Here is a 26,882-nt window from a genome sequence, read left to right on the forward strand (position 1 = left end):
CTGGTCCGCATGAATGACTGGCCCGATCAGCCCGAGGGACCCCGCCGGATGAGCCATGTGCAGCGCCCGCAGGTTCCGCAGCAGCCGCCGCGTTCCCAGCAGGGCTACGGCCAGGGTGACCAGGGTTACAACCCGAACTTCACACAGGCGCAGAACCAGGGGTACGACTCCGGTTACAGCTCCGGTCAGGTGTACGGCGGCCCCCAGGGCGGCGGCCACCAGGGCGGCGGCGGTCGGGGCGGCATTCCCCCGCAGTACGCGCCTCCCGGGCCCGGCCGGCCCGCGCCGGACTGGCGCAAGCGGATCAAGGTCGGCTCGATCGTGCTCGTCGTCGCCGTCGCCGCCTGGGGCATCGGCACCTACGCCTGGGCCAGCTCCCGGATGCGCAACGAGGTCGACCTCTCCAAGGTCATCGAGCGGCCGGAGGAGGGCGACTGCACGACGTACCTGATCGTCGGCTCCGACAGCCGCGAGGGCATGTCCGCCGAGGAGAAGAAGAAGCTCCACACCGGCTCCGCCGAGGGCAAGCGGACCGACTCGATGATGGTCCTCGCGGCCTGCTCCAGCGGGAACACGATGGTCTCGCTGCCCCGTGACTCCTGGGTGACGATCCCGAACTTCGTCGGCTCCGAGTCGGGCAAGGCGTACCCGGCCCGTGGCGGCTCCAAGCTGAACGCGGCCTACGCGATGGACGGCCCCGAGCTGCTCGTGCGGACCGTCGAGTACAACACCGGCCTGCACATCGACCACTACGCGGAGATCGGCTTCGCCGGCTTCGCGAACATCGTGGACGCGCTCGGCGGCGTCGAGCTGAACATCGAGAAGGGCTTCAAGGACAAGAAGTCCGGCGCGGACTTCCAGGCGGGCACGCAGACCCTCAACGGCGAGCAGGCCCTGGCCTTCGTCCGTACCCGGTACGCCTTCGCCCAGTCGGACCTCCAGCGGACGAAGAACCAGCAGAAGTTCCTCTCCGCCCTCGCGAACCAGGCGGCGACGCCGGGCACGATCCTCAACCCGTTCGCGCTGTACCCGACGCTCGGCGCCGGTCTGGACACGCTGATCGTGGACAAGGACATGTCGCTGTACGACCTCGGGAAGATGTTCTTCGCGATGAAGGGCATCAGCGGCGGCGACGGCAAGTCCATGAACATGCCGCTCGCCGGCTCCGCGCCGCAGAACTCCCTGAAGTGGGACATGCCGAAGGTGAAGCAGCTCGTCGAGCAGATCAAGAACGACGAGCCGGTCACCGTCACCTCGGACCGCTGACCGGCTGACCCGCTGGTAGCCGCCTAGCCTGGAAGAGGGGTCTCCCCAGCGAGGCGGTGTGCCATGTCAGAGGACAGCAAGTTCTGGGCCTCCGGTGACTGGCGGGTCTCCGAGGGGAGGGAAGACGAGTTCATCGAACGGTGGACGGCCTTCCTGACCTGGACGAAGAAGGACAACGAAGGCTTCCGGTTCGCCCGTCTCCTCCGTGACACGAGCGAACCGGGGCACTTCATCTCCTTCGCGTCGTGGAGCGACCCGGATTCCATGAGCGCCTGGAAGCAGAAGCCCGAGTTCGCGGAGCACTTCGGCGCCTGCAAGGGCCTGTGCGACGAGATGCGGGCCGGCGGCTATGTACTGGCTGTGGCCGTATAGCGAGAAAGAGGCACCCCCGAGGGGGTGCCTCTTTCCGTCGGGCGTACGCCTGGCCGTTACGGGAGGTTGCGGGCCATGACGATGCGCTGGACCTGGTTGGTGCCCTCGTAGATCTGGGTGATCTTGGCGTCGCGCATCATGCGCTCGAGCGGGTAGTCACGGGTGTAGCCGTAGCCGCCCAGCAGCTGCACGGCGTCGGTGGTGACCTCCATCGCCACGTCGGAGGCGAAGCACTTGGCCGCCGCACCGAAGAAGGTCAGATCGCCGTCGACCCGCTCGGACTTCGCCGCGGCCGCGTAGGTGAGCTGGCGGGCGGCCTCCAGCTTCATGGCCATGTCGGCGAGCATGAACTGCACGCCCTGGAAGTCGGCGATCGGCTTGCCGAACTGCTTGCGCTCCTTCACGTAGCCCTTGGCGTAGTCCAGGGCGCCCTGGGCCACGCCCAGGGCCTGGGCGGCGATGGTGATGCGGGTGTGGTCGAGGGTCTTCATGGCGGTGGCGAAGCCGGTGCCCTCTGCGCCGATCATGCGGTCGGCGGGGATGCGGACGTTGTCGAGGTAGACCTCGCGGGTCGGGGAGCCCTTGATGCCCAGCTTCTTCTCCGGGGCGCCGAACGACACGCCCGCATCGGACTTCTCCACCACGAAGGCGCTGATGCCCTTGGAGCGCTTGTCGGGGTCGGTGACGGCCATCACCGTGTAGTACTCCGAGACGCCGGCGTTGGTGATCCAGCGCTTGACGCCGTTGAGGACCCAGGAGTCGCCGTCGCGGACCGCGCGGGTCTTCATGCCGGCCGCGTCGGAGCCCGCGTCGGGCTCGGAGAGGCAGTAGGAGAACATCGCGTCGCCCTTGGCCAGCGGGCCGAGGTACTTCTTCTTCAGTTCCTCGGAGCCGGACAGGATCACCGGGAGGGAGCCGAGCTTGTTGACGGCCGGGATCAGCGAGGAGCTGACGCAGACGCGGGCGACCTCCTCGATGACGATGACGGTGGCCAGGGCGTCGGCGCCGGCGCCGCCGTAGCTCTCGGGGACGTGCACGGCGTGCAGGTCGTTGGCGACCAGCGCGTCCAGGGCCTCCTGGGGGAACCTGGCCTCCTCGTCCACCGCCGTCGCGAACGGGGCGATCTTCGCCTCCGCGAGGGCACGCACCGACTCCCGGAGCATGTCGTGCTCCTCCGAGGGCCGATACAGGTCGAAATCAGTCGAACCCGACACGCTCACTCACTCCCACGCTGCTAACTACCGTTAAGTAACCCAAATGGTAGGGCGTGACCCGGCCCCGGACCAGGGCACCACGACAGGCACCGTGACCGGCCCGACTATGCTCGGGCAGGCATTCCGCCCGACGTTCCCTGGAGTCCCGCATGGCCCTCAAGATCACCGTGATCGGCACCGGCTACCTCGGCGCCACCCACGCCGCGGCCATGGCGGAGCTGGGCTTCGAGGTCCTCGGCCTGGACGTCGTCCCCGAGAAGATCGAGATGCTGTCCGCCGGGCGCGTCCCCATGTACGAGCCGGGCCTGGAGGAGCTGCTCGCGAAGCACGTGGCCGGGATCGAGGGATCGAGCGGCCGGCTGCGCTTCACCACCTCCTGGGAGGAGGTCGGCGCCTTCGGCGACGTGCACTTCGTCTGCGTGAACACCCCGCAGAAGCACGGCGAGTACGCCTGCGACATGAGCTACGTGGACGCCGCCTTCGCCTCCCTCGCCGGAGTCGTGCGCGAAGGGGCCCTGGTCGTCGGCAAGTCGACCGTGCCGGTCGGCTCGGCCGAGCGGCTCGCGCAGCTCCTCCCCGAGGGCGTCGAGCTCGCCTGGAACCCGGAGTTCCTGCGCGAGGGCTTCGCCGTGAACGACACCCTGCACCCGGACCGGATCGTCGTCGGCGTGCGCGGCGAGCGGGCCGAGAAGACGCTCCGCGAGGTGTACGCCGTACCGGTCGGCGAGGGCTCTCCGTTCGTCGTCACCGACTTCCCGACGGCCGAGCTGGTCAAGACCTCCGCCAACTCCTTCCTCGCCACCAAGATCTCCTTCATCAACGCGATGGCCGAGGTCTGCGAGGCCGCCGGCGGCGACGTCGCCAAGCTCGCGGAGGCCATCGGCCACGACGACCGGATCGGCGCCAAGTTCCTGCGCGCCGGCATCGGCTTCGGCGGCGGCTGCCTCCCGAAGGACATCCGGGCCTTCATGGCCCGCGCGGGCGAGCTGGGCGCCGACCAGGCCCTGACCTTCCTCCGCGAGATCGACTCGATCAACATGCGGCGGCGCGGCCAGATGGTGGAGATGGCCCGCGAGGCCCTCGGCGGGTCCACCTTCCTGGGCCGCCGGGTCGCCGTGCTCGGCGCCACCTTCAAGCCGGACTCGGACGACGTCCGCGACTCCCCCGCCCTCAACGTGGCCGGTCAGATACACCTCCAGGGCGGCCAGGTGACCGTCTACGACCCGAAGGGCATGGAGAACGCCCGCCGCGTCTTCCCGACCCTCGGCTACGCCGACTCGGCCCTGGAGGCCGTGCGCGGGGCGGACGTGGTCCTGCACCTGACCGAGTGGCGCGAGTTCCGCGAGCTCGACCCGGCGGAGCTGGCCGCGGTCGCCTCCTCGCGGGTGATCCTCGACGGCCGCAACGCCCTCGACGGGGAGCGGTGGCGGACGGCCGGCTGGACGTACCGCGCGATGGGCCGCCCGACGGCCTGATCCCGAACGACGAAGAGGGGCGCACCGCCAGGCGGTGCGCCCCTCCGTCTTCTCGTACGCTCAGGCCGCGGCCGGCCGGATCCGGTTCGTCCGGGACAGGAACTCCGTCTCGCGCAGCGCCCGGGTGGCGTTGGCGTGGGCGAGGCCGACGAGTTCCTGGGCGGTCCAGCCCCGGCGGAGCAGCTCCGCGAAGAGCGGTGCGTAGCCGGCGGCCGGGGCGGTGGTGTGGGAGACGCCCGTGCAGTGCGGGCCCGCCTGTGCCCGTACCCGGTCGAGGACGTCGGCGGTGGCCGCCGGGTCCTCGGTGACGGTGACCATGAGGACGGCGCCGTTCTCGCCGAGGAGGCCGAGGACGTCGTCCGGCAGGGTCTCGGGGGCGGCCAGGGTCAGCAGCGCCGGGGCGCGGGTGACGGCGAGGGCGCGGCGGACCGTGTCCGGGTCGGCGCCGGAGAGGTCCACGGCGAGGCCGATGCGGTTCATCTCCCGTACGGCGTCGCGGGCGAAGCGGTCGAAGCGGGTGAGGTTCACGGCCCGTACGCCCAGGGCGTGGTAGGCCCGCAGGATGGCCGCGGAGCCGCCGAGCGCCGTCCAGCTGACCGGGCCGAGCAGGGCGGCGACGCGGCCGCAGTTGCGGGCGTGGGCCAGCTCGGACGTCGTGTACGCGAGGCGCAGGTCCTCGGGGCAGGCGGCGACGAGGGCGCGGACGGAGTCGATCCGCCGCAGGGTCCCGATGACGCCCTCGTCGTCCTCGGTGTGCAGGGACCACAGTTGGGCCCCGGCCTCCGCGCTGCGCACGGGCGGCAGGTCCTCGGGGTCGAGGGACCCGGGGAGTTCGGTGTGGCCCTCGGTGACGGGCTGCGCGGCGAGGAGGGCCCGGGCGCGTGCCGTCTCGTCGAGCGGCGGAGGTGGCTCCGGGGCGGCGGGCACGGTCGGGAGGGTGGTGGTGGGATGGTCGTCCAGCAGTTCCGCCATGGTCTTACTCCGAACTCGGCGATGCAGTACCGCCCCGCCGAGAGCGGCGGGGCAGTACCGTCCACCGTGCCACCGGCCCCCTCGGGGGGCTCGGTGGGCTGGACCGTCCGGGTGAGGACCCGTCACACGGGCCCTACGGCGTGTCGAGCGCCTCGATCGTCGCGTTCGACGGGGCCGTGCGGCTCTTGAGGTCACGGGAGACCGCTTCCGCGTCGCGGAGGGCGCGGACCGCGTTGGACCAGGTCAGTTTGGCGAGGTCCTGGTGGGACCAGCCGCGGTGGAGGAGTTCGGCGATCAGGTTCGGGTAGCCGGCGACGTCGTCGAGGCCGGCCGGGGTGAAGGCCGTGCCGTCGTAGTCGCCGCCGATGCCGATGTGGTCGATGCCGGCGGCCTCGCGCATGTGGTCGAGGTGGTCGGCGACCGTCGCGGCGGTGGCGATCGGGCGGGGGTTGGCCTCCTCGAAGGCGCGGTGCAGCCTCATCGCCCCGGCGGTGGTGTCGAGGTGGTCGAAGCCGTGCGCCCGGAGGTTCTCGTCCGCCCGCGCCGTCCATTCGACGGCCGCGGGGAGGATGAACTTGGGCACGAAGGTGGCCATCGCGACGCCGCCGTTGGCGGGCAGGCGCTCCAGGACGTCGTCCGGGATGTTCCGCGGGTGGTCGCAGACCGCGAGGGACGAGGAGTGCGAGAAGATCACCGGTGCCGCAGTGGCGTCGAGTGCGGCCCGCATCGTCGTCGCGGCGACGTGCGAGAGGTCGACGAGCATGCCCGAGCGGTTCATCTCGCGGACGACCTCGCGGCCGAAGGCGGTCAGTCCGCCGACGCGCGGCTCGTCGGTCGCCGAGTCCGCCCAGTCGTTGTTGTCGTTGTGCGTGAGCGTCATGTACCGCACGCCCAGGGCGTGCAGCGCGCGCAGGGTGGCGAGGGAGTTGTTGATCGAGTGGCCGCCCTCGGCGCCCTTCAGCGAGGCGATGCGGCCCTGCTTCCGGGCCGCCTCCATGTCGTCCGCCGTCAGGGCCGGGGCGAGGTCGGAGGCGTACCGGTCGAGGAGCTGGTCGACGATGTCGATCTGCTCCAGGGTCGCGCTGACCGCGTCGTCGCCGGCCAGCCGGCACGGCACGTACACCGACCAGAACTGGGCGCCGACGCCGCCGGCACGGAGCCGGGCCAGGTCGGTGTGGAGCGAGGCCGACTGGTCGGCCGCGATGTCCATCCGGTCCAGGTCGTAGCGCACGTGCTCGCGCAGCGCCCACGGGAGGTCGTTGTGGCCGTCGACCACGGGCGACGAGGCCAGGAGCTCCCTGGCCTCGTCGAGACGGTCCGCCGCGCTCAGGGCCGCGCTCACTTGGCGAAGCCGAAGGACGCCGAGCCCTCGACCTTGGCCCGGAGCCGCTTGCCCTTCTCCGTGGCCTGGTCGTTGAGCTCCTGCTGGAACTCCCGCATGCGGGCGAGCAGGTCGGCGTCGTGCGTGGCGAGGATCCGGGCCGCGAGCAGGCCCGCGTTCCGCGCGCCGCCGACGGAGACCGTGGCGACCGGGACACCGGCCGGCATCTGCACGATGGACAGCAGCGAGTCCATGCCGTCGAGGTACTTCAGCGGCACCGGCACGCCGATGACCGGCAGCGGGGTGACGGAGGCGAGCATGCCCGGCAGGTGGGCGGCGCCGCCGGCGCCCGCGATGATCGCCTTGAGCCCGCGGTCCGCGGCCTCCTCGCCGTACGCGATCATCTCGCGCGGCATCCGGTGGGCGGAGACGACGTCGACCTCGTACGGGATCTCGAACTCGTCCAGGGCCTGCGCCGCGGCCTCCATCACGGGCCAGTCGGAGTCGGATCCCATGACGATGCCAATGAGCGGATTACTCAACGATGGTTCCTCGCAGATAGCCGGCGGCGTGACGGGCGCGCTCCAGCACGTCGTCGAGGTCGTCGCCGTAGGTGTTGACGTGGCCCACCTTGCGACCGGGCTTCACGTCCTTGCCGTACATGTGGATCTTGAGCTGCGGGTCCCTGGCCATGCAGTGCAGGTACGCGGAGTACATGTCCGGGTAGTCGCCGCCCAGGACATTGCACATCACGGTCCACCGCGCACGGGGGCGCGGATCGCCGAGGGGGAGGTCGAGAACCGCCCGGACGTGGTTGGCGAACTGCGAGGTGATCGCCCCGTCCTGGGTCCAGTGGCCGGAGTTGTGCGGGCGCATCGCCAGTTCGTTGACGAGGATGCGGCCGTCCGTGGTCTGGAACAGCTCGACGGCGAGGTGACCGACGACGTCCAGCTCCTTGGCGATCCGGAGGGCCAGCTCCTGGGCCTGACCGGCCAGCTCCTCGTCGAGGCCGGGCGCGGGCGCGATGACGGTGTCGCAGACGCCGTCGACCTGGCGGGACTCGACGACCGGGTAGGCGACGGCCTGGCCGTGCGGGGAGCGGACGATGTTCGCCGCGAGCTCGCGGACGAAGTCGACCTTCTCCTCGGCGAGGACCTGGACCCCGGCGAGGAAGGCCTCGCGGGCGTCCTCGGGCGTGCGGACGAACCAGACGCCCTTGCCGTCGTAGCCGCCGCGCACGGTCTTCAGGATGATCGGGAAGCCGCCGACCTCGGCGGCGAAGGCCGCCGCGTCCGCCGGGTCCGCCACGATGCGGTGCCGGGGGCTCGGCGCGCCGAGCTCGTCGAGCTTCGCGCGCATCACCCCCTTGTCCTGCGCGTGCGCGAGGGCCGCGCGGCCGGGGCGGATGACGACGCCGTCCGCCTCCAGGGCCGCCAGGTGCTCCGCGGGCACGTGCTCGTGATCGAAGGTGATCACGTCGCAGCCGCGCGCGAAGTCACGCAGCGTGTCCAGATCGCGGTAGTCGCCGATGACGACCTCGCTGACCACCTGGGCCGCGGAGTCCTGCGGGGTGTCGCTGAGGAGCTTGAACTTGATGCCGAGGGGGATACCCGCCTCGTGGGTCATACGGGCGAGCTGCCCGCCTCCGACCATGCCTACTACGGGGAACGTCACCCTCTTAGGGTATCCGCACCATCGGGGAACACTCGTCCGGCTGTGCTTTGGCACAAGCTCCGAGCAGGTGGGACGTGGGTGGGTCACGGGTTGTCCACAGGTTTGCGCGGTACACAGGCGGGTGACAGGGGCGCTGGTTAGAGTGGTTGGGTTGACGTCGCCCGGACGTCATCCGGACGGACGGGACAGAGCGATCACCATGAGTGAACCCGGCGCGCTGCGCATGCGACTCCAGGGGCTCTTCCGGGAGGTCGCCAAGTTCGGCGCCGTCGGCGCGGTGGGGGTCCTGGTCGACCTCGGGGTGTTCAACCTCGTCCGCCACTTCTCGGACCTGCCGGTCGTGCGGGCGAGCGTCATCGCCACCGTGGTCGCGATCGTCTTCAACTACCTCGGCTTCCGGTACTTCACCTACCGGGACCGGGACAAGAGCAGCCGCGCCAAGGAGCTGACCCTCTTCCTCGTCTTCAGCCTGGTCGGCCTGGTGATCCAGAACGGTCTGCTGTTCGCGGCGACGTACGGGTTCGGCTGGGACACCCCGCTGCAGAGCAACTTCTTCAAGTTCTTCGGCATCGGCGTCGCGACGCTGTTCCGCTTCTGGTCGTACCGCACGTGGGTGTTCCGCGCGCTGCCGGCGAAGGAGGCCGTGCAGACCGCCGAATCGTTCCTGGAGCAGGCCCCGCGGCAGGCGAGCCGCCGCCAGCCCGACCGCGTCTGACCTGCGCTTCTCATAAAACGGGGCTTACCGGGGCTTACCGTACGGGACGCTCCTGCGGCCGCTCCGTGATGCCCCTGACCTCCCGGCTCAGGAAGAGCGCGAAGACCGGCGGCTGCTGCTGGAGCAGCTCGAGACGCCCGCCGTCCGCCTCCGCCAGGTCCCGGGCGACCGCCAGGCCGATGCCCGTCGAGCTGCGGCCGCTCACCGCCCGCTCGAAGATCCGCGCGCCGAGGTCGGCGGGGACGCCCGGGCCCTCGTCGGTGACCTCGATCACCGACTGGTTGCCGGTGACGCGGGTGCGCAGGGCGACCGTGCCGCCGCCGTGCATGAGCGAGTTCTCGATCAGGGCGGCGAGGACCTGGGCGACCGCGCCCGGGGTGCCGACCGCCCGCATCCCCTGCTTGCCGGAGTGCACGATGGCCCGCCCCGCGCTGCGGTAGGCCGGGCGCCACTCCTCGATCTGCTGCTTGACGACCTCGTCGAGGTCGAAGGCGACGGCGGAGCCGGTCCGCGGGTCGCGGGAGTTGGTGAGCAGCCGCTCGACGACGTCGGTGAGCCGCTCGACCTGGGTGAGCGCGATCGTCGCCTCCTCCCTGACCGTGTCGAGGTCGTCGGCCATGGCGACCTCCTCCAGGCGCATGGAGAGCGCGGTGAGGGGCGTACGGAGCTGGTGGGAGGCGTCGGCGGCGAGCCGGCGCTCGGCGGTGAGCATCCGGGCGATCCGCTCGGCGGAGGCGTCCAGGACGTCCGCGACCCGGTCCAGCTCGGGCACCCCGTACCGCTTGTGCCGGGGCCGCGGGTCGCCGGAGCCGAGGCGCTCGGCGGTCTCGGCGAGGTCGGTGAGCGGGGACGCCAGCTTGTTCGCCTGCCGTACGGCGAGGAGGACGGCGGCGACGACCGCGAGCAGGGCCACCGCGCCGATGATCATCAGGGTGCGGCCGACCTCGGCGGTCACCGTGGAGCGGGACTCCTCGACGATCACCGTCTCGCCGCGCTCGCCCTCGGCGAGGCCCCGGATGACCTCGCCCGTGGGGCGGACACCGATCTCGATGGTCTCGCGGCCGGGGATGCGGATCTGGGCGTACCGCTTGGCGCCGCTCTGCTCGGCGAGGATGTCCGGGTTGACCGGCTCGCCGCCGATGAGCCGGCTGTCGACGATGGAGACGATCCGCAGCGCCTCCGAGTCCACGCTCTCCTGGGCGCTGCCGGCGATGGTGCGGCTCTCGACGATGACGAGGGAGACGCCGAAGACGCCGATGACGACGAGGACGACGGCGAGCGTGGAGTTGATCAGACGGCGGCGCACGATGCCCTCCGGGCGGGGTACGGGTTTGCGCTGCCGAGCCTACGGGGCGGTTTGACGCAGGGGTTCGCGTCGTGTCGCGGCTGCCGGTCGTCGTGGGCTGGTCGCGCAGTTCCCCGCGCCCCTGGGGGCGCGGGAGCGCTCAGCTCTTCTCGAAGCGGAAGCCGACTCCTCGGACCGTCGCGATGTAGCGGGGGTTCGCCGCGTCGTCGCCGAGCTTCTTGCGCAGCCAGGAGATGTGCATGTCGAGGGTCTTGGTGGAGGACCACCAGGTGGTGTCCCAGACCTCGCGCATCAGCTGGTCGCGGGTGACGACCCGGCCCGCGTCCCGGACCAGGACCCGGAGCAGGTCGAACTCCTTCGCCGTGAGCTGGAGCTCCTCGTCGCCCATCCAGGCCCGGTGCGACTCGACGTCGATCCGTACGCCGTGGGTCGCGGGGGCGGCGGCCGGCTCGGTGGAGCCGCGCCGGAGCAGGGCCCGGACCCGGGCGAGGAGTTCGGCGAGCCGGAAGGGCTTGGTGACGTAGTCGTCGGCGCCCGCGTCGAGCCCGACGACGGTGTCGACCTCGTCCGCGCGGGCGGTGAGGACCAGGATCGGGACCGTGTGGCCCTCGGCGCGCAGCCGACGGGCGACTTCGAGGCCGTCCATGCCGGGCAGGCCCAGGTCGAGCACGACCAGGTCGACCCCGCCCTGGAGTCCGGCGTCGAGGGCGGTGGGGCCGTCCTCGCGGACCTCGACCTCGTATCCCTCTCTCCGCAGGGCGCGGGCCAGCGGTTCCGAGATGGATGCGTCGTCCTCGGCGAGCAGTACACGGGTCATGGGGTGATGGTAGTCCGCACGGCACCCGGACCGGGGCGTGATCCACAGGGCCCGGATGACCCCTGGGGATCTTGTGGGCATCCGGGGAATGACCTTCGAAAGATCGCTTGCGGTTCCCTCGTCACCTGTGATCCATCTCTCAAGTCCTTCCATATCCGGCACTGTCGTGTCGTATGGTGGCGATACGTCAGTAGCGGTAATCGGGGACCTTTGGCCAGCTTCGCGCGCCAAGGTCCTCTTTCTGCGTAGGGTCGGCCTCGCCGAACCTTGACGGTGAACGACCTGTGGGCCGGGTCCCGGGACGCGCATACGCATCCCTCGGGGCGTGGATCCCTGTGGAGTCACTCGACTCCGCCGGTGCCGGCCTCCCCCACCGGGCGCATCACGCTCACAAGGCGTGCGTCCCGACAGAGCAAGGATCGACATGGCGTCCAGCCTGACGACGGCTTCGACCGGAACCCCTGGTTCCGAGAAGACGTTCTTCGGCCACCCCCGTGGTCTGGCCACCCTCTTCATGACCGAGATGTGGGAGCGTTTCTCCTACTACGGCATGCGGGCCCTTCTCGTTCTGTACCTGGTCTCCGGCGGCGCGGACGCGGCGACCGGCAGCCAGGGTGGCGGCCTCGCGATGACCGCGGCGACGGCGACGGCGATCTACTCCGTCTACGTCTCGATGGTCTACCTGATGGCCATGCCCGGCGGCTGGTTCGGCGACCGCGTCTGGGGCGCCCGCAAGACCGTCACCATCGCAGGCTTCGTGATCATGGCCGGTCACGCCTCGCTGGCCATCCCCGGTCAGGCGATGTTCTTCGTCGGCCTGGCGCTCGTCGCCGCCGGCTCCGGTCTGCTCAAGGCCAACATCTCCACGATGGTCGGTCACCTCTACGACGGCCCGGACGACCCGCGCCGTGACGGTGGCTTCACCCTCTTCTACGTCGGCATCAACCTCGGCGCCTTCCTCGCCCCGCTGGTCATCGGCACCGTCGGCGAGAGCTACAACTGGCACCTGGGCTTCCTGCTCGCGGCCATCGGCATGGCCGTCGGCCTGGGCCAGTTCCTCTTCGGCACCAAGCACCTGAGCGAGAAGAGCAGCGTGGTCCCGAACCCGCTCTCCGACGCCGAGCGCAAGTCGGTCCTCGTCAAGGTCTGCGCCACGATCGCCGTCGTCGCCGTCTTCTACGGCATCGTCGTCGCCGCCGGCATGTACACCCTGAACTGGGCGCTCGTCCCGATCACCCTCGCCGGTCTGCTCATCCCGATCGCCGTGATCGTCCGCATCAAGCGCGACAAGGACCTCGACAAGGCCGAGCAGTCCAAGGTCACCGGCTACATCTGGTTCTTCGTGGCCGCGGCCGTCTTCTGGATGATCTACGACCAGGGCGGCTCGACCCTGTCCCTCTTCGCGGACAGCAAGACCACCGACCACATCGGTCCGCTGAGCTTCCCGGCCACCTGGTTCCAGTCGCTCAACCCGCTCTTCGTCATGGCGCTGGCTCCGGTCTTCGCCTGGCTGTGGCTGTGGCTCGCCCGCCGCAACCAGGAGCCGAGCACCATCGTGAAGTTCTCGCTGGGCCTGGTGGGCATCGGCATCTCGTTCTTCGTCTTCCTGGCCCCGATCGGCCTGGCCACCGGCGACACCAAGGTCAGCCCGATGTGGCTGGTCGGGATCTACTTCATCCAGACCGTCGCCGAGCTGTGCCTCTCCCCGGTCGGCCTCTCCGTCACCACGAAGATGGCGCCGCAGAAGTACGCCTCGCAGATGCTGGGCGTCTGGTTCCTCGCCGTCACCGCCGGTGACTGCACCACGGGTCTGCTCTCCCTCGCGGGCGTGGACCTGAACGGCACCGGGATCATCGCGCTGCAGGCCGTGGCCGTCACGGTCGCCGCCGTCGCGGTCTTCATGTACCGCAAGAAGGTCAAGGCGCTCATGGGCGACGTCCACTGACGTCACCCGCCCCGCACGGAGGGCCCGTCGCACCGCACCGGTGCGACGGGCCCTCCGTCGTTCTCCGGCACCTCACCGCCTGAGCCGCGCCCAGGGGGTGAAGGTGAAGACCGCGCCGCCGAGCAGGATGATCGTGCCCGCGACGAGGGCGAGGGCGCGCAGGGCGCCGTTGTCGTCCGCGCCGGTGTGGGCGAGGTTCCCGCCGTCGGAACCGCCGGAGCTCGTGGTGGTGGCCGCGGAAGTGCCGCCGTCGTCACCGCCGGAGGCGCCGCCCGCCTGCTTGCTGGTGTCCAGTTCGAGGGAGGCCTGGACGGTGCCCTTGACCTGGCAGGGGATGACGATCGGCGAGCCGCCCAGCGAGACGCTGATGGTGAGCGTGCCCGGGCTGAGGGTGGACTTGCCCGTCGCCCCCGGCGTGTACGTGCCCTTCATGTCGGGCAGGTCGACCGGCTTGCCCGCCTCCAGAGGGGCCGCGTTGGCGGGACCGGTGACCTTCACCGTTCCGCTGTCGGCGCCACCGACCTTGACCGCCATGGACGGCTTGAGGGCGCCGGCGGGCAGGGCCGCCGGGCTGTCCATGACGCCCTTGGCGGTCTTGACCGTGAGGTCGTAGCCGTTGCCGTTCTTCTTGGCGTCGATCGTCACCTTGGAGGCGATCGAGGCGGGGCCGGGGGGCTGGCAGGAGAACTGGACCGCGACCTGCTTGCCGGAGAAGTCGGTCTGCCCGCCGGAGCCACCGGAACCGCCGGAGCTTCCACCGGTGTCGCCTCCGGTGGCGCCTCCGGTGGCGGTGGTGCCGCCCGCCGTGGAACTCGTACCGCCGGAGGTGGTGGTCGAGCCGCCGGACGTGGAACTCGTACCGCCCGATGTGGTGGTCGAGCCGCCGGACGTCGTCGTCGTACCGCCGGGCGTCGTCGTACCGCCCGACGTGGTCGTCGTACCGCCCGACGTGCTGGTGCCGCCCGACGTCGTCGAGCCACCGGACGTCGTCGTCCCGCCCGACGTCGTCCCGCCCCCGGAGGTCGAGGAGCCGTCCGTGACCTTGATCGTCGCGCCGACCGGGACCGTCTCCTTCGGGGAGCACTTGGTGTCCGTCGACAAGGGCTTCGACACGTTGATGTTGTACTTGCCGGGCGTCAGCGTGATCTCGCCCGCCTTGTCCAGCTTGAGCTTCCCCTTCATGTCGGGGAGGACCATCGGGCTGTTCTTCGGGATCGGCGGGTTCTGCCGCGGTCCCTCCATCGCCACGGTCCCGCTCGCCGCGCCGCCCACCGTGAGGACGCCGGTCGGCTTCACCGTGTCCTTGTCGAGGTCGAGCACGTCGGGGTTCTTCGAGGCGGCCTGGACCGTCTTCCAGACGATCTCGACCTCGTCGCCGACCTTGGCCTCCGCCGGTGCGGTGATCAGCACCTTCGTGGTGCCCTGCACGGGCGGGAGCCCCGAGATCGACGGCGGAATGCACTCCGTCGCGTAACTCACCTCGGCGGCCTGGGCGGGGCCGGCGGCATACAGGATCCCCGCGCCGCCGAGCATCAGCGCGACCCCGGCCGCGCTCATCCTCCGTTGCGTACTCACGCTTGTCCCTTCGTCGTCGTCGGGCTGCTGCTCTCTGGCGCTGACGGTGCGGAGTCAGGGCTGAACCACGGCAGGGCCGCGGTCGTCTCGCCGTCCCCCGGAGCGGGGGCGGAAGCGGGTGTACGGGCCGGGGCGCGCCGACGCGGGCGCGCCCTCGTCCGGGTCCTGGGGGCGGCGGCCCGGCCGGCCCCGGAAACGGGCCGCACGCGGTCGACCACGGCCATGCCGATCCGGAACAGCGCGGCCGGCACCACGACGGCGAGGAGCGCCCAGAAGAGGGTCACGCCCCAGGGCCTGCCGACGCCCCACGGCTGCTCGACGAGGACCTTGCCCGCGTACTTCACGGAGACCTGGTAGTCGCCGTGCGCGCCGGCGGTGAGCTCGGCGGGGAGGCGGATCAGGGCCTTCTTGCCGGGTTCGATCGTGCCGCGCCACTGGCGTTCCTCGTACTGGGGCGCGAAGACGCCGTGGCTGGTGCCGACCTCGAAGACGGGGTCCTTGACGGCGGTCGGGCCGAGGTTGCCGACGGTGAAGACGACCTCGCGGCGCGCGGGCGCCCCGAACCAGACGAGGATCCCGCTGGAGCCGTCGAGGCGTACGGCGGCGAGGACGGCGAGACGGCCGTCGCCGGAGGCCTCGGGGAGCGGGGCGGTGGGGTGCCCGGCGACCGTGAACTCCTTGTCGACCGCGTCCTGCTGGCCGGTGACCCCGGCGACGTGCACCACGCAGGGGCAGGGCTTGGGCGGTTCGGCGACGGGGAGCTTCGTACTGAAGGCGCCCCTCTTGTCGACGGTGGCCGCTCGGCCCTCGGTGTTGGCGCAGGAGTTGGTGCCGCCGATGACGCCCTTGCCGGGGGCGCCCTGACCGCAGATCAGGAGCATGAGCAGCGCGCCGGGTTTCCAGCCGCTGCCGCTGACGGTGATCTCGCCGCCCTTGCCGCCCTCGGTGGCGGAGAGCTCGACGACGGGCCCCGGGGCCGCGGTCGCCGCGGGGGCGGCGGGCAGCAGGACGAGGGCGAGGGCGGTGAGCAGGGTGGCGGCGGTACGGATCGTCCTCATGGTGTCGCTCCCGCCGAGGCTCGCTGGGTACGGGACGGCTGGGTAGAGGGCGGCTGGGTAGGGGGCGGCTGGGTGCGGGACAGCCGGGTCCGTGACCTGCCTCGGTGCCGCCGTACCGCGTACCCGGCGCCGCTCGCCGCCGCCAGGAGCAGCCCGGCCGTGCCGGCGAGGGCGGGGCCCGAGGCGAAGGAGGCCTCGGCGCGGACGGTGGCGGGGGCGGCGCCCGGTGCGGTGGCCGTCAGCCGGACGGTGACGGAGTCGAGGGCGGGCGGGTCGGGCCAGGGTTCGGTCCGGGTGGCCCGCTCGCCGGGGCGCAGGGTGAGCGGCAGGGCCCGGTCGGGCCGGTCGAGGACGGTGCCGAGGAGGCCCTCGGCGCGGATCGCGAGGCGCGGGGCGAGGATCGTGGTGCCGCGGTTGACCAGGGTGTAGCGGACGGCGCCCTCGTCCACGTGGACGTCCTCGACGGTGAGCGCGGCGAGCTGCGGTCCGCTGACCCGGAGCCGCAGGTCGACGCTCACCTCCCGGCCGGCGGCCGCGGCCCGTACCGTGCCGCGGTGCTCGCCGGGCGGGGTGTCCGCGGTGACGGTCACGGCGAAGGGCACGTCGGCCCGGGTGCGGGCGGGCACGGTCACGGACCGCGCGGCGAAGGACACCGGGGCGCCCTGGCCGGTGAGGCGCACGGTGAGCGGGGCGGTGCCGGGGTTGGTGACCGACAGGGTGTCCTGGAGGACGCTGCCGGCCGGGCCCTCCAGGTAGGCGTACGGCCGTCCGGCGGCGGGCGCCGCCGTCCAGTCCTGGGCACCGGGGGGCGCCGCCGCGACCGCACCGAGGAGGGCGGCCGCGGCGACGAGCAGCCCGGAACGCGCGGCCGTGCGCATCAACGTGCCGTGCGCCGCGTGAGCCAGAGGACTCCGGCGGCGCCGGTCAGCAGGACGGTGCCGCCGAGGGTGCCGAGCGCCACGGCGGAGTCGAGCGGGCCGGTCTTGGGCAGCTGGTCGCCGTCGGTGGCGGGCGGCGGGGTGTCCGAGCCTCCCGAGCCGCCGCCCGAGACCCCCGTGACCTGGAGTTCGAGCGAGGGCTTCGGGTTGTTCTTCGGGGTGCAGACGGCCGCGTCCATCCCGAGGGCGTGCACGGTGAGGACGCCCGCCGTGAAGGTGACCTTGCCGTTCTTCTTCGGGGTGAACGTGCCGGTCAGCGTGCCGATCTTGATCGGGGTGTCCGGCGGGATGGCGGCCGTGTTCGGCGACCCGGTGACCTTCACCGTGCCGCTCGCGTCACCGCCGAGGACGAGCTCGGCGCGCGGGGTCATGACGCCCTTGGGGAGCTCGACCGGGCTGTCGGAGACGCCCTTCTCGAACGACATCGTGATCGTGTAGCCGCTGCCGCTCTTGACGGCCTTGATGTCGACGGGCGAGACGGCGCTCTTGGGCCCGATCTTCGTCTCGCAGGCGTAGTTGACGTCGACGACCTCTGCCTGGGCGGCCGGCGCCGACGCCAGCACGGTCACGCCCGCCACCGCGACCGCGGCCGTGAGCGCGGCGGTCGTTCTCCTCCGGTTCGGCACCTTGGACACCCGAGCACCCCTCACCGCAACGAAACTGACGGTCTTTCAGATTGGCCGTCAAGGTACGCCCGGGGCCTTGAGGAGGGAAGGCAGGGGAACGGGTGAACTTGTGAAAGTCCTCGGCGGGGTGAAAGCCCCGGGCGGGGTGAAAGCCTTGGGCGGGTGAAAGTCCTAGGCGGGCGCGGCCAGTTCGGCCCAGACCGTCTTGCCGGGGGCTCCCGGGGTGCGGTCGATGCCCCAGTCGAGGCAGAGGCGCTGCACGATGAACATGCCGTGGCCGCCCGGCCGTCCGGAGCGGTGCGGGGTGCGCGGGGCGGGCTGCCCGGCGCCGCGGTCGGTGACTTCGAGGCGGAGCGTCCGGGGCATCCGCAGGACGCGCAGGCGCTCGGGGCCCTCGGCGTGCAGACAGGCGTTGGTGACGAGCTCGGAGACGACGAGCAGGACGTCCTCGGCGGCGGCCCTGCGGTCGGCGGTGGCGGCCGGCAGCCAGCCCCACTCGTGGAGCGCCGAGCGCGTGAAGTCACGCGCGAGCGGCACGGTGCCGCTGGTCTCGCCGAGGGCGAGCGTCCGGACGTCGGAAGCTTGGTCCATCAACGCTTCACCTCACCGATCGACGGGACAGAGGGACAGGACGTACGGGTGGAGCCGCGGAGCGGGGGTGTGGCCTCGGTCTCAGCCGGGGAGCGCTGTGGCGAGCGTCTCGTGGACGGTGAAGACGGCGTCCGCGCCCGTGATGTGGAACACCCGGGCCACCGCGGGCCGCATCCCCACCAGATGGACGCCGCCGCCGGCGGCGTCCGCCCTCAGCCGGGCGCCGAGCAGCACGTTGAGTCCGGTCGAGTCGCAGAACTCCAGGCCCGTGCAGTCGACGACGAGTCGTGCGCGGCCCGCGTCGAGGGCGTCGTCCAGAGGGGTGCGCAGCAGGTCGGCGGTGTGGTGGTCGAGCTCACCGACGGGCGTGAGGAGCGTGCTCCCGGCCACGTCGCGGACCTCGACCCGCAGCCGCGCGGGTGGCGCGCTGCCGATGTGTTCGCGGTCCATGGCCGTGCCTCTTTCGCTCTCGCGGATGCCGACTGACGTGTCCCGAACCCTACAAGCGGGGCGCCCTCCGATGCACACGAGGTACTTCCCATATCGGTACGAACAGGATTATTGCCACTTGCAACCATCCGGGTCGAGCGGGTAGGGCTAGAAGGGAACGTCCGACCCGGCCGGCTTTGGAGGCGCCGCAAACCGCAGCGAGAAGAACCCGAAGGAGACCCATGTCACCCCGGCTCGACGCCCCGCGTACCCCCGACGCGCCGTCGGCAGCAGTCCCCCTCCCCCCTGTCGCACCCGTCACACCTACCGCATCTGCCACATCCGTCACACCTGCCGTATCCGTCGCATCCGTCGTCGATCTGCCCGACCGGCTGCTCGACACGCCGCTCGACCGGATCGGACCGGTCGACGCCCGTGCCCTGTCGAAGCAGCTCTTCGCCCGGCTCTCCGAGCTGGAGGAGGGCACCCACGACTACGCGTACGTCCGCAACACCCTCGTCGAACTCAACCTCGCCCTGGTCAGGTTCGCCGCCGCCCGGTTCGGCACCCGCAGCGAACCGATGGAGGACATCGTCCAGGTCGGCACCATCGGCCTCATCAAGGCGATCGACCGCTTCGAACTGACCCGCGGCGTCGAGTTCCCGACCTTCGCGATGCCGACGATCATCGGCGAGATCAAGCGCTTCTTCCGCGACACCTCGTGGTCCGTGCACGTGCCCCGCAGACTCCAGGAGCTCCGGCTCGACCTCGCCAGGGCCGGCGACGCGCTCTCCCAGCGCCTCGACCGCGCCCCGACCGTCGTCGAACTCGCCGAGGAGCTCGGCATCCGGCCTGAGGAGGTCGTCGAGGGCATGGCGGCGAGCAACGCCTACACGGCGACCTCGCTCGACGCGCAGCCCGACGAGGAGGACGGCGGGGGCGGCGAGGCCGCGCTCGCCGACCGGCTCGGCTACGAGGACAACGGGCTCACCGGGATCGAGTACATCGCCTCCCTCAAGCCGATGATCGCCTCGCTGCCGGCGCGCGAGCGGCAGATCCTCTCCCTGCGCTTCGTCTCCGGCCTGACCCAGTCGGAGATCGGCGCGGAGCTCGGCATCTCGCAGATGCACGTGTCCCGGCTCCTCGCCCGCACCCTCGGCCGGCTGCGGCGGGGGCTGACACTGGAGGAATGACCTCGCCAAGACGGCTGCGTCACGGGCCCGTTCACGGTCGACCGACCCTGGACGGGCCCTTATCCATTGGCTGCCGCACCGTCGCCGTCGGTACCGTCGGGGCCCCGGCAGCCGCATCGGCGACCGCCCCACACGGAGACAGAGAGCGAAGCCATGTCCGCGCAGCGACCGACGACCACCTTGTGGCGCCCCACCGGCCCCGTCGAGCTGGAGCTCGTACGGGAGTCGGGCTGGCGGACCTGGCCGCCGCGGCTGCCGGAGCAGCCGATCTTCTACCCGGTGCTCAACGAGGAGTACGCGGTGAGGATCGCCCGCGACTGGAACGTGAAGCACAGCGGCGTCGGCTACGTGACCCGCTTCGAGGTCGACACGGAGTTCCTCCGCCGGTATCCGGTCCAGCAGGCGGGCGGGCGGACAATTCTGGAGCTGTGGGTCCCCGCCGAGGAGTTGGACGAGTTCAACGCGCACATCGTCGGTGAGATCGAGGTCATCCACGAGTTCCGCTGACGGGGAACGACGCCTGGAAGGCGAGGCGGGCGTCCGCGCCCGTCCCGATGTGTTCGAGGAGTTCGTCGAAGGCGAGGAACTCCTCCCAGCGGGGCCTTCCGGCCGCCTCCGTCAGGTGGGTCACGACGAGGTCTTCGAGGTCGGGGACCCGCTTGTTCTTCCAGATCTTGTCGGCCGTGCTCACCAGGAGGTCCTCCAGGGTCGCCCCGGGGGCCGTCCACATCGCGTGGGTGGCCGCGAAGCGGGCCCGCTCCGGAGGGAAGCCGTGGGACTCCAGGAGCTCCCTTCCCGCCTCCTCGTGGCGGGAGCCGGGGCCGGAGAGTTCGGCGGGGTGCACGACCTTGCCGAGGTCGTGGGTCGCCGCCCCGAACAGGACGGCTTCGCCGTCGAGGTCCAGGTCGGGGTAGCGGTCCTCCGCCCAGGCGACCAGTTCCCGCGCGACGTCGTGGACCGCGCGCAGGTGGGCGGCCAGGCGGGGAGGTGCGCCGAGGGTGCGGAGCAGGTCCGCGACGGACGGCGGGAGTGGGCGGAGGGGCGGGTCCGCGGGGGCGTCCAACGCTCGGGACAGCGCGTCGGTCGACCGTGACACAGGGGCCTTCAACTCTCAGTCGCCGAAGGCAAGGCGGAGGCCGAAGCCCGCGATGACCGTGCCCGTCAGGCGGTCCAGGGTGCGGCGGGCCGCGGGGCGGCGGAGCCAGGTGGAGAGGAGGCGGGCGCCGGCGATCAGGGCCGTGGACCAGACGAGGCCGAGGAGGATGTGCTCGCTGGTGAGGAGGAGGCCCATCGCCAGGTGGTTCGACTCCGCCGGGAGGAACTGCGGGAGCACGGACACGTAGACGGCGCCCACCTTCGGGTTGAGGAGGTTCGTGAGGGTGCCCTGGCGCCAGCCCGCCATGAGGCTGTCCGAGGTCGCCGGGGCGGTGTCCTCCAGGGCCTCCGGGGCCTCCTTCGCCGGGCCTCCCTTGAACGTCCTGCGGAGCATCTGGGCTCCCATCCAGACCATGTACGCCGCTCCCGCCCAGCGCAGGATCTCGTACGCGAGGTGGGAGGCCGTGAGGAGCGCGGTCACGCCCAGGGAGGTGAGCGCGCCCCAGGCCAGGACGCCGGTCTGGACGCCGAGGACGACGCCCCAGGCCCGCGCCCGGTGGCCGAGGGCGGCGATGCGGAGGACCAGGGCGGTGTCGAGGCCCGGGGTGAGGGTCAGGACCGCCGCGACCAGGGCGAAGGACCAGAGGGCTGTGGTGGTCGTCGTCATGGCACCTGAGGGTAGGGCCCTCCGGCCTTCGCGTGGTCCTCCTCCGGTCAGACCGCCCGCACGCCCTTCCGCCAGACCTCCGCGATCATCGGGACGCCCGGCCGGTAGGCCAGGTGGACGTGGGAGGGGGCGTCGAGGATCGTCAGGTCCGCCCGCGCGCCGACGTTCAGGTGGCCGACGTCGGTGCGGCGGAGGGCCGCGGCACCGCCGGCGGTGGCCGACCAGAGGGCCTCGTCGGGGGTCATCAGCATGTCGCGGACGGCGAGCGCGATGCAGAAGGGCATCGAGGAGGTGAAGGAGGAGCCCGGGTTGCAGTCCGTGGACAGGGCGACCGTCACCCCGACGTCGAGCAGGCGGCGGGCGTCCGGCCATTCGGCCCGGGTGGAGAACTCGGCGCCCGGGAGCAGCGTCGCGACCGTGTTGCCCTGGGCGAGGGCGTCGATGTCGGCGTTGGTGAGGTGGGTGCAGTGGTCGGCGCTCGCCGCGTCCAGCTCGACCGCCAGCTGGACGCCGGGGCCGTACGTGAGCTGGTTGGCGTGCACCCGGGCCTGCAGGCCCTTCGCCATGCCGGCCTTGAGGATCGCGCGGGCCTGGTCGCCGTCGAAGGCGCCCTTCTCGCAGAAGACGTCGACCCAACGGGCGTACGGGGCACAGGCGTCGAGCATCTCGCCGGTCACCAGCTTCACGTACGCGGCCGGGTCGTCGGCGTAGTCGGGCGACACGATGTGCGCGCCGAGGTAGGTGACCTCGTCCGTGTGCTCCGACGCGATGCGCAGCGCGCGGGCCTCGTCCTCGACCGTCAGGCCGTAGCCGGACTTCGTCTCGAAGGTGGTGGTGCCCTGGCGCAGGGCCTCCCACATGTACTTGGCCACGTTCGCCGAGAGTTCGGCGTCGCTCGCCGCGCGGGTCGCCGCGACCGTCGTGCGGATGCCGCCGGCCTTGTAGGGCTGGCCGGACATGCGGGCGTTGAACTCCGCCGTGCGGTCGCCCGCGAAGACGAGGTGCGAGTGGGAGTCGACGAAGCCGGGGATGACGGCGCGGCCGGCCGCGTCGACGGCCTGGTCGGCGGCCGGGGCCGCCGTCGCCGGGCCCACCCAGGAGACCTTTTCGTCTTCCAGGACGAGGGCCGCGTTCCGGACCAGGCCGAGGGGGCCTTCGCCGAGGGCGGGGTCGTTCGTCACCAGGCTGCCGATGTTCGTGATCAGCGTCGTCGTCATGTTGCTCTCCGGTGGGGGCGGGCGGTTCGGGTGCGGGCCGGTGGGCCGGTGGTGGGCACCCGTTCCGCCCCGCGGAACGCATGCCACCACCGGCCGGCGCGCCTAGTTCCTGAGCGTGGCGATCGCCGAGGCCAGGGCCTCGCCCACGTTCGGTACGGCGACGTGCGTGCCGTCCTGGACGATGGTCCGGCCGCCCACCACCACGTGGTGCACGTCCGCCGCCGTCGCCGCGAAGACCGCCGTCTCGGCCGCGAGGCGCGGGACCGGGCCCGCCGTGCGGACCGAGTCGAGGGTGATCGTCGTGAAGTCGGCCAGGGCGCCCTGCTCCAGGGTGCCCGCGTCGGCCCAGCCGAGGGCCGCGTGGCCGTCGGCGGTGGCGGCGCGGAGCAGCGCCGCGGCCGTCCAGTGGCCGCGGGTGCGGGTGCGCAGGCGCTCGTTCAGCTCCATCGCCCGCGCCTCTTCGAGGAGGTCGATGACGGCGTGGCTGTCGCTGCCCAGGGAGAGCGGCGAGCCGGCGCGCTGGAGGGCCACGGCCGGGCCGATGCCGTCCGCGAGGTCCCGTTCGGTGGTCGGGCACATGCACGTGCCGGTGGCGGACCCGCCGATGAGCGCGATGTCCTCGTCCGTCAGGTGCGTGTTGTGGACGCCCGTCGTCCTCGCGCCGAGGACTCCGTGCTCCGCCAGGAGCTGGGTCGGCGTCATGCCGTGGGCGGCCTGGCAGGCGTCGTTCTCCGCCGTCTGCTCCGAGAGGTGGACGTGGAGCGGGGCCTGCCGGTCCCGCGCCCACTGCGCCACCGTCGACAGCTGGTCCGCCGGGACCGCCCGTACGGAGTGGATCGCGGCGCCGATGCGTACGCCGTCCCGGTCCTTGAGGGCCGAGACCCGCTCGGCCCACTTCTCCGCCGTGCCGTCCGTGAAGCGGAGCTGGTGCTGCTCGGGGGCGGCGCCGAAGCCGGAGGAGAGGTAGGCGGTGTCGAGGAGGGTGATGCGGATGCCCGCCTCGCCCGCCGCCGCGATCAGGGCCTCGCCCATGGCGTTGGGGTCGGCGTACGGGCTGCCGCCGGGCGCGTGGTGCAGGTAGTGGAACTCGCCGACGGAGGTGATGCCCGCGAGCGCCATCTCCGCGTACACCGCGCGGGCGAGCGCGAAGTAGCTGTCGGGCGTGAGTCGCTGGGCGACGGTGTACATGACCTCGCGCCAGGTCCAGAACGTGCCGGAGCCGACCTGGACGGTGCCGCGCAGGGCGCGGTGGAAGGCGTGCGAGTGGGCGTTGGCCAGGCCGGGGATGGTGAGGCCGCGGAGGATCACGGCGCCCGGGGGCGGGACCTCCACCCCCGTGCGTACGGCTTCGATGCGGCCGTCGGAGGTGCCCGCGGCGGAGCCGCTGATGGACACGGTCAGGGCCACGCCCGGCTCGACGTTCGTATCGAGCCAGGCGTGTTCCAGCCAGTACGTCGTCAGCGGCACGCCAGCTCCTCCAGTACGTCGGCGAGTGCGAGGACTCCGGCCACGCAGTCGTCCTCGGCCGCGTTCTCGGCCGGGGAGTGCGAGACGCCGGTGGGGTTCCGTACGAACAGCATGGCGGTCGGGATCGATTCGGACAGGATGCCCGCGTCGTGTCCCGCGCCGGTGCCGAGGACCGGCACCTTGCCCGAGGTTCCGAGGATCCGGGAGAGCTCGTCGCGCAGGGCGTGCGAGAACTCCACGATCGGGGTGTACGACTCCCGGACGACGTTGAGGTCGATCCCGTGGCGTTCGGCGTAGGCGCGGGCCTCCGCCTCGACGCCCGCGACGACCTTGTCGAGGGAGCCCTGGTCGGCGGCGCGGGCGTCGAGCCAGCCGCGGACCATCGACGGGATGGCGTTGACGCCGTTCGGCTCGACGGCGATCTTGCCGAAGGTGGCGACGGCGCCCGCGAGTTCGGCCTCGCGCCGGGCGGCGAGGACGGTCTCGGCGTACGTGAGCATCGGGTCTCGGCGGTCGACCAGGCGGGTGGTGCCCGCGTGGTTGGCCTCGCCGGCGAAGTCGTACCGCCAGCGGCCGTGCGGCCAGATGGAGGAGGCGATGCCGACGGGGTCGCCGGAGAGGTCCAGGGCGCGGCCCTGCTCGACGTGGAGCTCGACGAAGGCGCCGATGCGGGCGAGCCGCTCGGGGTCCGCGCCGATGGCGGACGGGTCGTGGCCCGCCGCCTCCATGGCCTGCGGGAGGCTGATGCCGTCGGCGTCGCGGAGCTCGTACGCCTGCTCCTTCGTCAGCCGTCCCGCGGTGAGGCGGGAGCCGACGCAGGCGAGGCCGAAGCGGGCTCCTTCCTCGTCGCCGAAGTTGACGATGGCGAGGGGCCGCCTGAACGAGACGCCGCGGGCGCGGAGTTCGTCGAGGGCGGCGAAGGCGGAGACGACGCCGAGGGGGCCGTCGAAGGCGCCGCCGTCGGGGACGGAGTCCAGGTGGGAGCCGGTGACGACGGCGTCGCCTGCCGCGGGGTCGCCGAGCCAGGCCCACTGGTTGCCGTTGCGGTCGGTCTCGACGTCCAGGCGGCGGGCCTCGGCCTGCATCCGGAACCAGAGCCGGCAGTCGGCGTCGGCCTCGGTCCAGGCGTAGCGGCGGTAGCCACCGGAGGCGGCGTTGCGGCCGATGGGCCGCAACGACCGCCACATGGCGTGGAAGGTGGCGCTCACGCCGAGGCCTCGTCCTCGGAGCCCTCGCGCATCGGGACGCGCACGCCGCGCTCGTCGGCGACGCGCTCGGCGATGTCGTAGCCGGCGTCGACGTGGCGGATGACGCCCATGCCGGGGTCGTTGGTGAGCACGCGGCGGATCTTCTCGCCGGCGAGCTTGGTGCCGTCGGCCACGGAGACCTGGCCGGCGTGGATGGAGCGGCCCATGCCGACGCCGCCGCCGTGGTGGATGGAGACCCAGGAGGCGCCGGAGGCGACGTTGACCATGGCGTTGAGCAGCGGCCAGTCGGCGATGGCGTCGGAGCCGTCGAGCATGGCCTCGGTCTCGCGGTACGGGGAGGCGACGGAGCCGCAGTCCAGGTGGTCGCGGCCGATGGCGAGCGGGGCGGCGAGGGTGCCGTCGGCGACCATGTCGTTGAACATGTCGCCAGCCTTGTCGCGCTCGCCCTGGCCGAGCCAGCAGATGCGGGCGGGCAGGCCCTGGAAGTGGACGCGCTCGCCGGCCATCTTGATCCAGCGGTGCAGCGACTCGTTCTCGGGGAAGAGGTCGAGGATCGCCTTGTCGGTCTTGGCGATGTCGGAGGCCTCGCCGGACAGGGCGGCCCAGCGGAACGGGCCCTTGCCCTCGCAGAACAGCGGGCGGATGTAGGCGGGGACGAAGCCCGGGAAGGCGAAGGCGCGGTCGTAGCCGGCCAGCTGGGCCTCGCCGCGGATCGAGTTGCCGTAGTCGAAGACCTCGGCGCCGGCGTCCATGAAGCCGACCATGGCCTCGACGTGCTTGGCCATCGACTCGCGGGAGCGCTGCGTGAAGCCGGCCGGGTCCTTGGCGGCCGCGTCGGCCATGTCCTCGAAGGCGACGCCGATCGGGAGGTACGACAGCGGGTCGTGGGCCGAGGTCTGGTCGGTCACGATGTCGATCGGGGCGCCCTCGGCGAGCATCTGCGGGAGCAGCTCGGCGGCGTTGCCGAGGAGGCCGATGGAGAGCGGGCGGCGGGCGTCGCGGGCCTCGGTCGCCAGCTGGAGGGCGTGGGCCAGGTTGTCGGCCTTGACGTCCAGGTAGCGGTGCTCGATGCGGCGCTCGATGGCGCGCGGGTCGACGTCGATGCAGATCGCGACGCCGTCGTTCATCGTCACGGCGAGGGGCTGGGCGCCGCCCATGCCGCCGAGGCCGGCGGTGAGGGTGATGGTGCCGGCCAGGGTGCCGCCGAACTTCTTCGCGGCGACGGCGGCGAAGGTCTCGTACGTGCCCTGGAGGATGCCCTGGGTGCCGATGTAGATCCAGGAGCCGGCCGTCATCTGGCCGTACATGGTGAGGCCGAGCTGCTCCAGGCGGCGGAACTCCTCCCAGTTGGCCCAGTCGCCGACCAGGTTGGAGTTGGCGATGAGGACGCGCGGGGCCCACTCGTGGGTCTGCATGACGCCGACGGGGCGGCCGGACTGGACCAGCATGGTCTCGTCCTGCTTGAGGGTGCGCAGGGTGCGGACCATGGCGTCGAAGGAGCGCCAGTCGCGGGCGGCCTTGCCGGTGCCGCCGTAGACGACGAGCTTGTCGGGGTGCTCGGCGACCTCGGGGTCGAGGTTGTTCTGGAGCATCCGGAGGGCGGCTTCCTGCTGCCATCCCAGGGCGCTCAGTTCCGTACCGCGGGCGGCTCGCACGGGGCGGGGTCCTGACATGGGGGTGCCTCCTCGAATGTCGTTCAGATATTCACATACTGGCTCGCTGAATAGTCTTAGTCAACAGG

At 71.9% G+C, this 26,882-nt stretch carries 26 protein-coding genes; 7 read left to right on the forward strand and 19 right to left on the reverse strand.

The features are described 5' to 3' along the window. Nucleotides 1-9: 9 nt before the first annotated feature. A complete protein-coding gene (locus SVTN_RS14875; protein WP_245727544.1) occupies nucleotides 10-1,266 on the forward strand; it encodes an LCP family protein in 1,257 nt (418 codons plus the stop codon). A 63-nt stretch (nucleotides 1,267-1,329) separates the two neighbouring features. After that, nucleotides 1,330-1,638: an antibiotic biosynthesis monooxygenase family protein gene (locus SVTN_RS14880; RefSeq protein ID WP_041129532.1), complete on the forward strand. Its 309-nt coding sequence runs from the start codon at nucleotides 1,330-1,332 to the stop codon at nucleotides 1,636-1,638. 56 nt (nucleotides 1,639-1,694) lie between these two features. On the opposite strand, the gene SVTN_RS14885 is transcribed toward SVTN_RS14880, so the two are convergent. Then, on the reverse strand, nucleotides 1,695-2,852 hold the full coding sequence (locus tag SVTN_RS14885) for an acyl-CoA dehydrogenase family protein (protein WP_041129533.1): 1,158 nt from the start codon (nucleotides 2,850-2,852) through the stop codon (nucleotides 1,695-1,697). Between the two features lie 149 nt (nucleotides 2,853-3,001). Here SVTN_RS14885 and SVTN_RS14890 point away from each other — a divergent pair, with 149 nt between their 5' ends. Then, nucleotides 3,002-4,327 carry a UDP-glucose dehydrogenase family protein gene (locus tag SVTN_RS14890; RefSeq protein WP_041129534.1) on the forward strand — a complete coding sequence of 442 codons (1,326 nt, stop codon included), beginning with the start codon at nucleotides 3,002-3,004 and terminating at the stop codon, nucleotides 4,325-4,327. Between the two features lie 60 nt (nucleotides 4,328-4,387). Here the strand turns inward: SVTN_RS14890 and SVTN_RS14895 are convergent, their stop codons facing one another. The 4 genes from SVTN_RS14895 to SVTN_RS14910 all read right to left on the reverse strand — a co-directional run bounded on the left by SVTN_RS14895 (nucleotide 4,388) and on the right by SVTN_RS14910 (nucleotide 8,294). Beyond that, nucleotides 4,388-5,299: a membrane dipeptidase gene (locus SVTN_RS14895; RefSeq protein WP_041129535.1), complete on the reverse strand. Its 912-nt coding sequence runs from the start codon at nucleotides 5,297-5,299 to the stop codon at nucleotides 4,388-4,390. A gap of 133 nt (nucleotides 5,300-5,432) precedes the next feature. Then, nucleotides 5,433-6,641 carry a dipeptidase gene (locus tag SVTN_RS14900; RefSeq protein WP_425428976.1) on the reverse strand — a complete coding sequence of 403 codons (1,209 nt, stop codon included), beginning with the start codon at nucleotides 6,639-6,641 and terminating at the stop codon, nucleotides 5,433-5,435. Further along, nucleotides 6,638-7,135, reverse strand: a complete 498-nt coding sequence (gene purE / locus SVTN_RS14905) for a 5-(carboxyamino)imidazole ribonucleotide mutase (RefSeq protein WP_041129536.1) — start codon at nucleotides 7,133-7,135, stop codon at nucleotides 6,638-6,640. The genes SVTN_RS14900 and purE overlap by 4 nt, the downstream gene beginning before the upstream one ends. 19 nt (nucleotides 7,136-7,154) lie before the next feature. Then, nucleotides 7,155-8,294 carry a 5-(carboxyamino)imidazole ribonucleotide synthase gene (locus SVTN_RS14910; protein WP_041129537.1) on the reverse strand — a complete coding sequence of 380 codons (1,140 nt, stop codon included), beginning with the start codon at nucleotides 8,292-8,294 and terminating at the stop codon, nucleotides 7,155-7,157. Nucleotides 8,295-8,493: 199 nt separating this feature from the next. On the opposite strand from SVTN_RS14910, the gene SVTN_RS14915 reads away from it, so the two are divergent. After that, complete coding sequence (locus SVTN_RS14915) at nucleotides 8,494-9,009, forward strand: GtrA family protein (RefSeq protein ID WP_041129538.1); 516 nt, start codon at nucleotides 8,494-8,496, stop codon at nucleotides 9,007-9,009. Between the two features lie 34 nt (nucleotides 9,010-9,043). On the opposite strand, the gene SVTN_RS14920 is transcribed toward SVTN_RS14915, so the two are convergent. Together SVTN_RS14920 and SVTN_RS14925 are read right to left on the reverse strand one after the other, a co-directional pair. Next, nucleotides 9,044-10,315, reverse strand: coding sequence for an ATP-binding protein (locus SVTN_RS14920; protein ID WP_041129539.1), 1,272 nt, complete (start codon nucleotides 10,313-10,315; stop codon nucleotides 9,044-9,046). A 139-nt stretch (nucleotides 10,316-10,454) separates the two neighbouring features. Beyond that, nucleotides 10,455-11,132, reverse strand: a complete 678-nt coding sequence (locus SVTN_RS14925; RefSeq protein WP_041129540.1) for a response regulator transcription factor — start codon at nucleotides 11,130-11,132, stop codon at nucleotides 10,455-10,457. Between the two features lie 424 nt (nucleotides 11,133-11,556). Here SVTN_RS14925 and SVTN_RS14930 point away from each other — a divergent pair, with 424 nt between their 5' ends. Beyond that, the gene (locus SVTN_RS14930; protein WP_041129541.1) at nucleotides 11,557-13,077 is read left to right on the forward strand and encodes a peptide MFS transporter; all 1,521 of its coding nucleotides are present in this window, start codon (nucleotides 11,557-11,559) and stop codon (nucleotides 13,075-13,077) included. Between the two features lie 72 nt (nucleotides 13,078-13,149). Here SVTN_RS14930 and SVTN_RS14935 read toward each other — a convergent pair whose 3' ends face one another. The 6 genes from SVTN_RS14935 to SVTN_RS14960 form a co-directional block, all read right to left on the reverse strand. Further along, nucleotides 13,150-14,634 carry a hypothetical protein gene (locus SVTN_RS14935; RefSeq protein WP_041129542.1) on the reverse strand — a complete coding sequence of 495 codons (1,485 nt, stop codon included), beginning with the start codon at nucleotides 14,632-14,634 and terminating at the stop codon, nucleotides 13,150-13,152. A 14-nt stretch (nucleotides 14,635-14,648) separates the two neighbouring features. Beyond that, on the reverse strand, nucleotides 14,649-15,710 hold the full coding sequence (locus tag SVTN_RS14940; RefSeq protein WP_041129543.1) for a hypothetical protein: 1,062 nt from the start codon (nucleotides 15,708-15,710) through the stop codon (nucleotides 14,649-14,651). Then, nucleotides 15,707-16,588 carry a COG1470 family protein gene (locus SVTN_RS14945; protein ID WP_052499116.1) on the reverse strand — a complete coding sequence of 294 codons (882 nt, stop codon included), beginning with the start codon at nucleotides 16,586-16,588 and terminating at the stop codon, nucleotides 15,707-15,709. Before SVTN_RS14945 ends, SVTN_RS14940 begins: the two co-directional genes overlap by 4 nt. Further along, nucleotides 16,588-17,274, reverse strand: coding sequence for a peptidase (locus SVTN_RS14950; RefSeq protein ID WP_041133903.1), 687 nt, complete (start codon nucleotides 17,272-17,274; stop codon nucleotides 16,588-16,590). Before SVTN_RS14950 ends, SVTN_RS14945 begins: the two co-directional genes overlap by 1 nt. Before the next feature lie 171 nt (nucleotides 17,275-17,445). After that, the gene (locus SVTN_RS14955; protein ID WP_041129544.1) at nucleotides 17,446-17,865 is read right to left on the reverse strand and encodes an ATP-binding protein; all 420 of its coding nucleotides are present in this window, start codon (nucleotides 17,863-17,865) and stop codon (nucleotides 17,446-17,448) included. 81 nt (nucleotides 17,866-17,946) lie between these two features. Next, nucleotides 17,947-18,315, reverse strand: coding sequence for an STAS domain-containing protein (locus tag SVTN_RS14960; protein ID WP_041129545.1), 369 nt, complete (start codon nucleotides 18,313-18,315; stop codon nucleotides 17,947-17,949). A 221-nt stretch (nucleotides 18,316-18,536) separates the two neighbouring features. Here SVTN_RS14960 and SVTN_RS14965 point away from each other — a divergent pair, with 221 nt between their 5' ends. After that, nucleotides 18,537-19,487, forward strand: a complete 951-nt coding sequence (locus tag SVTN_RS14965; RefSeq protein ID WP_041129546.1) for an RNA polymerase sigma factor SigF — start codon at nucleotides 18,537-18,539, stop codon at nucleotides 19,485-19,487. Between the two features lie 153 nt (nucleotides 19,488-19,640). Then, nucleotides 19,641-19,994 (forward strand): hypothetical protein, encoded by a 354-nt coding sequence (locus SVTN_RS14970; RefSeq protein ID WP_041129547.1) that lies wholly within the window; start codon nucleotides 19,641-19,643, stop codon nucleotides 19,992-19,994. On the opposite strand, the gene SVTN_RS14975 is transcribed toward SVTN_RS14970, so the two are convergent. From SVTN_RS14975 to hutU, 6 genes are all read right to left on the reverse strand, one after another. Then, the gene (locus SVTN_RS14975) at nucleotides 19,975-20,583 is read right to left on the reverse strand and encodes an HD domain-containing protein (protein WP_245727545.1); all 609 of its coding nucleotides are present in this window, start codon (nucleotides 20,581-20,583) and stop codon (nucleotides 19,975-19,977) included. The genes SVTN_RS14970 and SVTN_RS14975 overlap by 20 nt on opposite strands. A gap of 15 nt (nucleotides 20,584-20,598) precedes the next feature. Next, nucleotides 20,599-21,249: a LysE family translocator gene (locus SVTN_RS14980; protein WP_041129548.1), complete on the reverse strand. Its 651-nt coding sequence runs from the start codon at nucleotides 21,247-21,249 to the stop codon at nucleotides 20,599-20,601. A gap of 47 nt (nucleotides 21,250-21,296) precedes the next feature. Next, nucleotides 21,297-22,466 carry an imidazolonepropionase gene (gene hutI, locus SVTN_RS14985; protein WP_041129549.1) on the reverse strand — a complete coding sequence of 390 codons (1,170 nt, stop codon included), beginning with the start codon at nucleotides 22,464-22,466 and terminating at the stop codon, nucleotides 21,297-21,299. A 102-nt stretch (nucleotides 22,467-22,568) separates the two neighbouring features. Continuing rightward, nucleotides 22,569-23,933, reverse strand: a complete 1,365-nt coding sequence (locus SVTN_RS14990; RefSeq protein WP_041129550.1) for a formimidoylglutamate deiminase — start codon at nucleotides 23,931-23,933, stop codon at nucleotides 22,569-22,571. Beyond that, complete coding sequence (locus SVTN_RS14995; RefSeq protein ID WP_041133905.1) at nucleotides 23,924-25,120, reverse strand: allantoate amidohydrolase; 1,197 nt, start codon at nucleotides 25,118-25,120, stop codon at nucleotides 23,924-23,926. Before SVTN_RS14995 ends, SVTN_RS14990 begins: the two co-directional genes overlap by 10 nt. Nucleotides 25,121-25,137: 17 nt before the next feature. Further along, nucleotides 25,138-26,814, reverse strand: coding sequence for a urocanate hydratase (gene hutU / locus SVTN_RS15000; RefSeq protein WP_041129551.1), 1,677 nt, complete (start codon nucleotides 26,812-26,814; stop codon nucleotides 25,138-25,140). Nucleotides 26,815-26,882: the final 68 nt, after the last annotated feature.

It is taken from the genome of Streptomyces vietnamensis (genome assembly GCF_000830005.1).
GTDB classification, from domain to species: Bacteria; Actinomycetota; Actinomycetes; order Streptomycetales; family Streptomycetaceae; genus Streptomyces; species Streptomyces vietnamensis.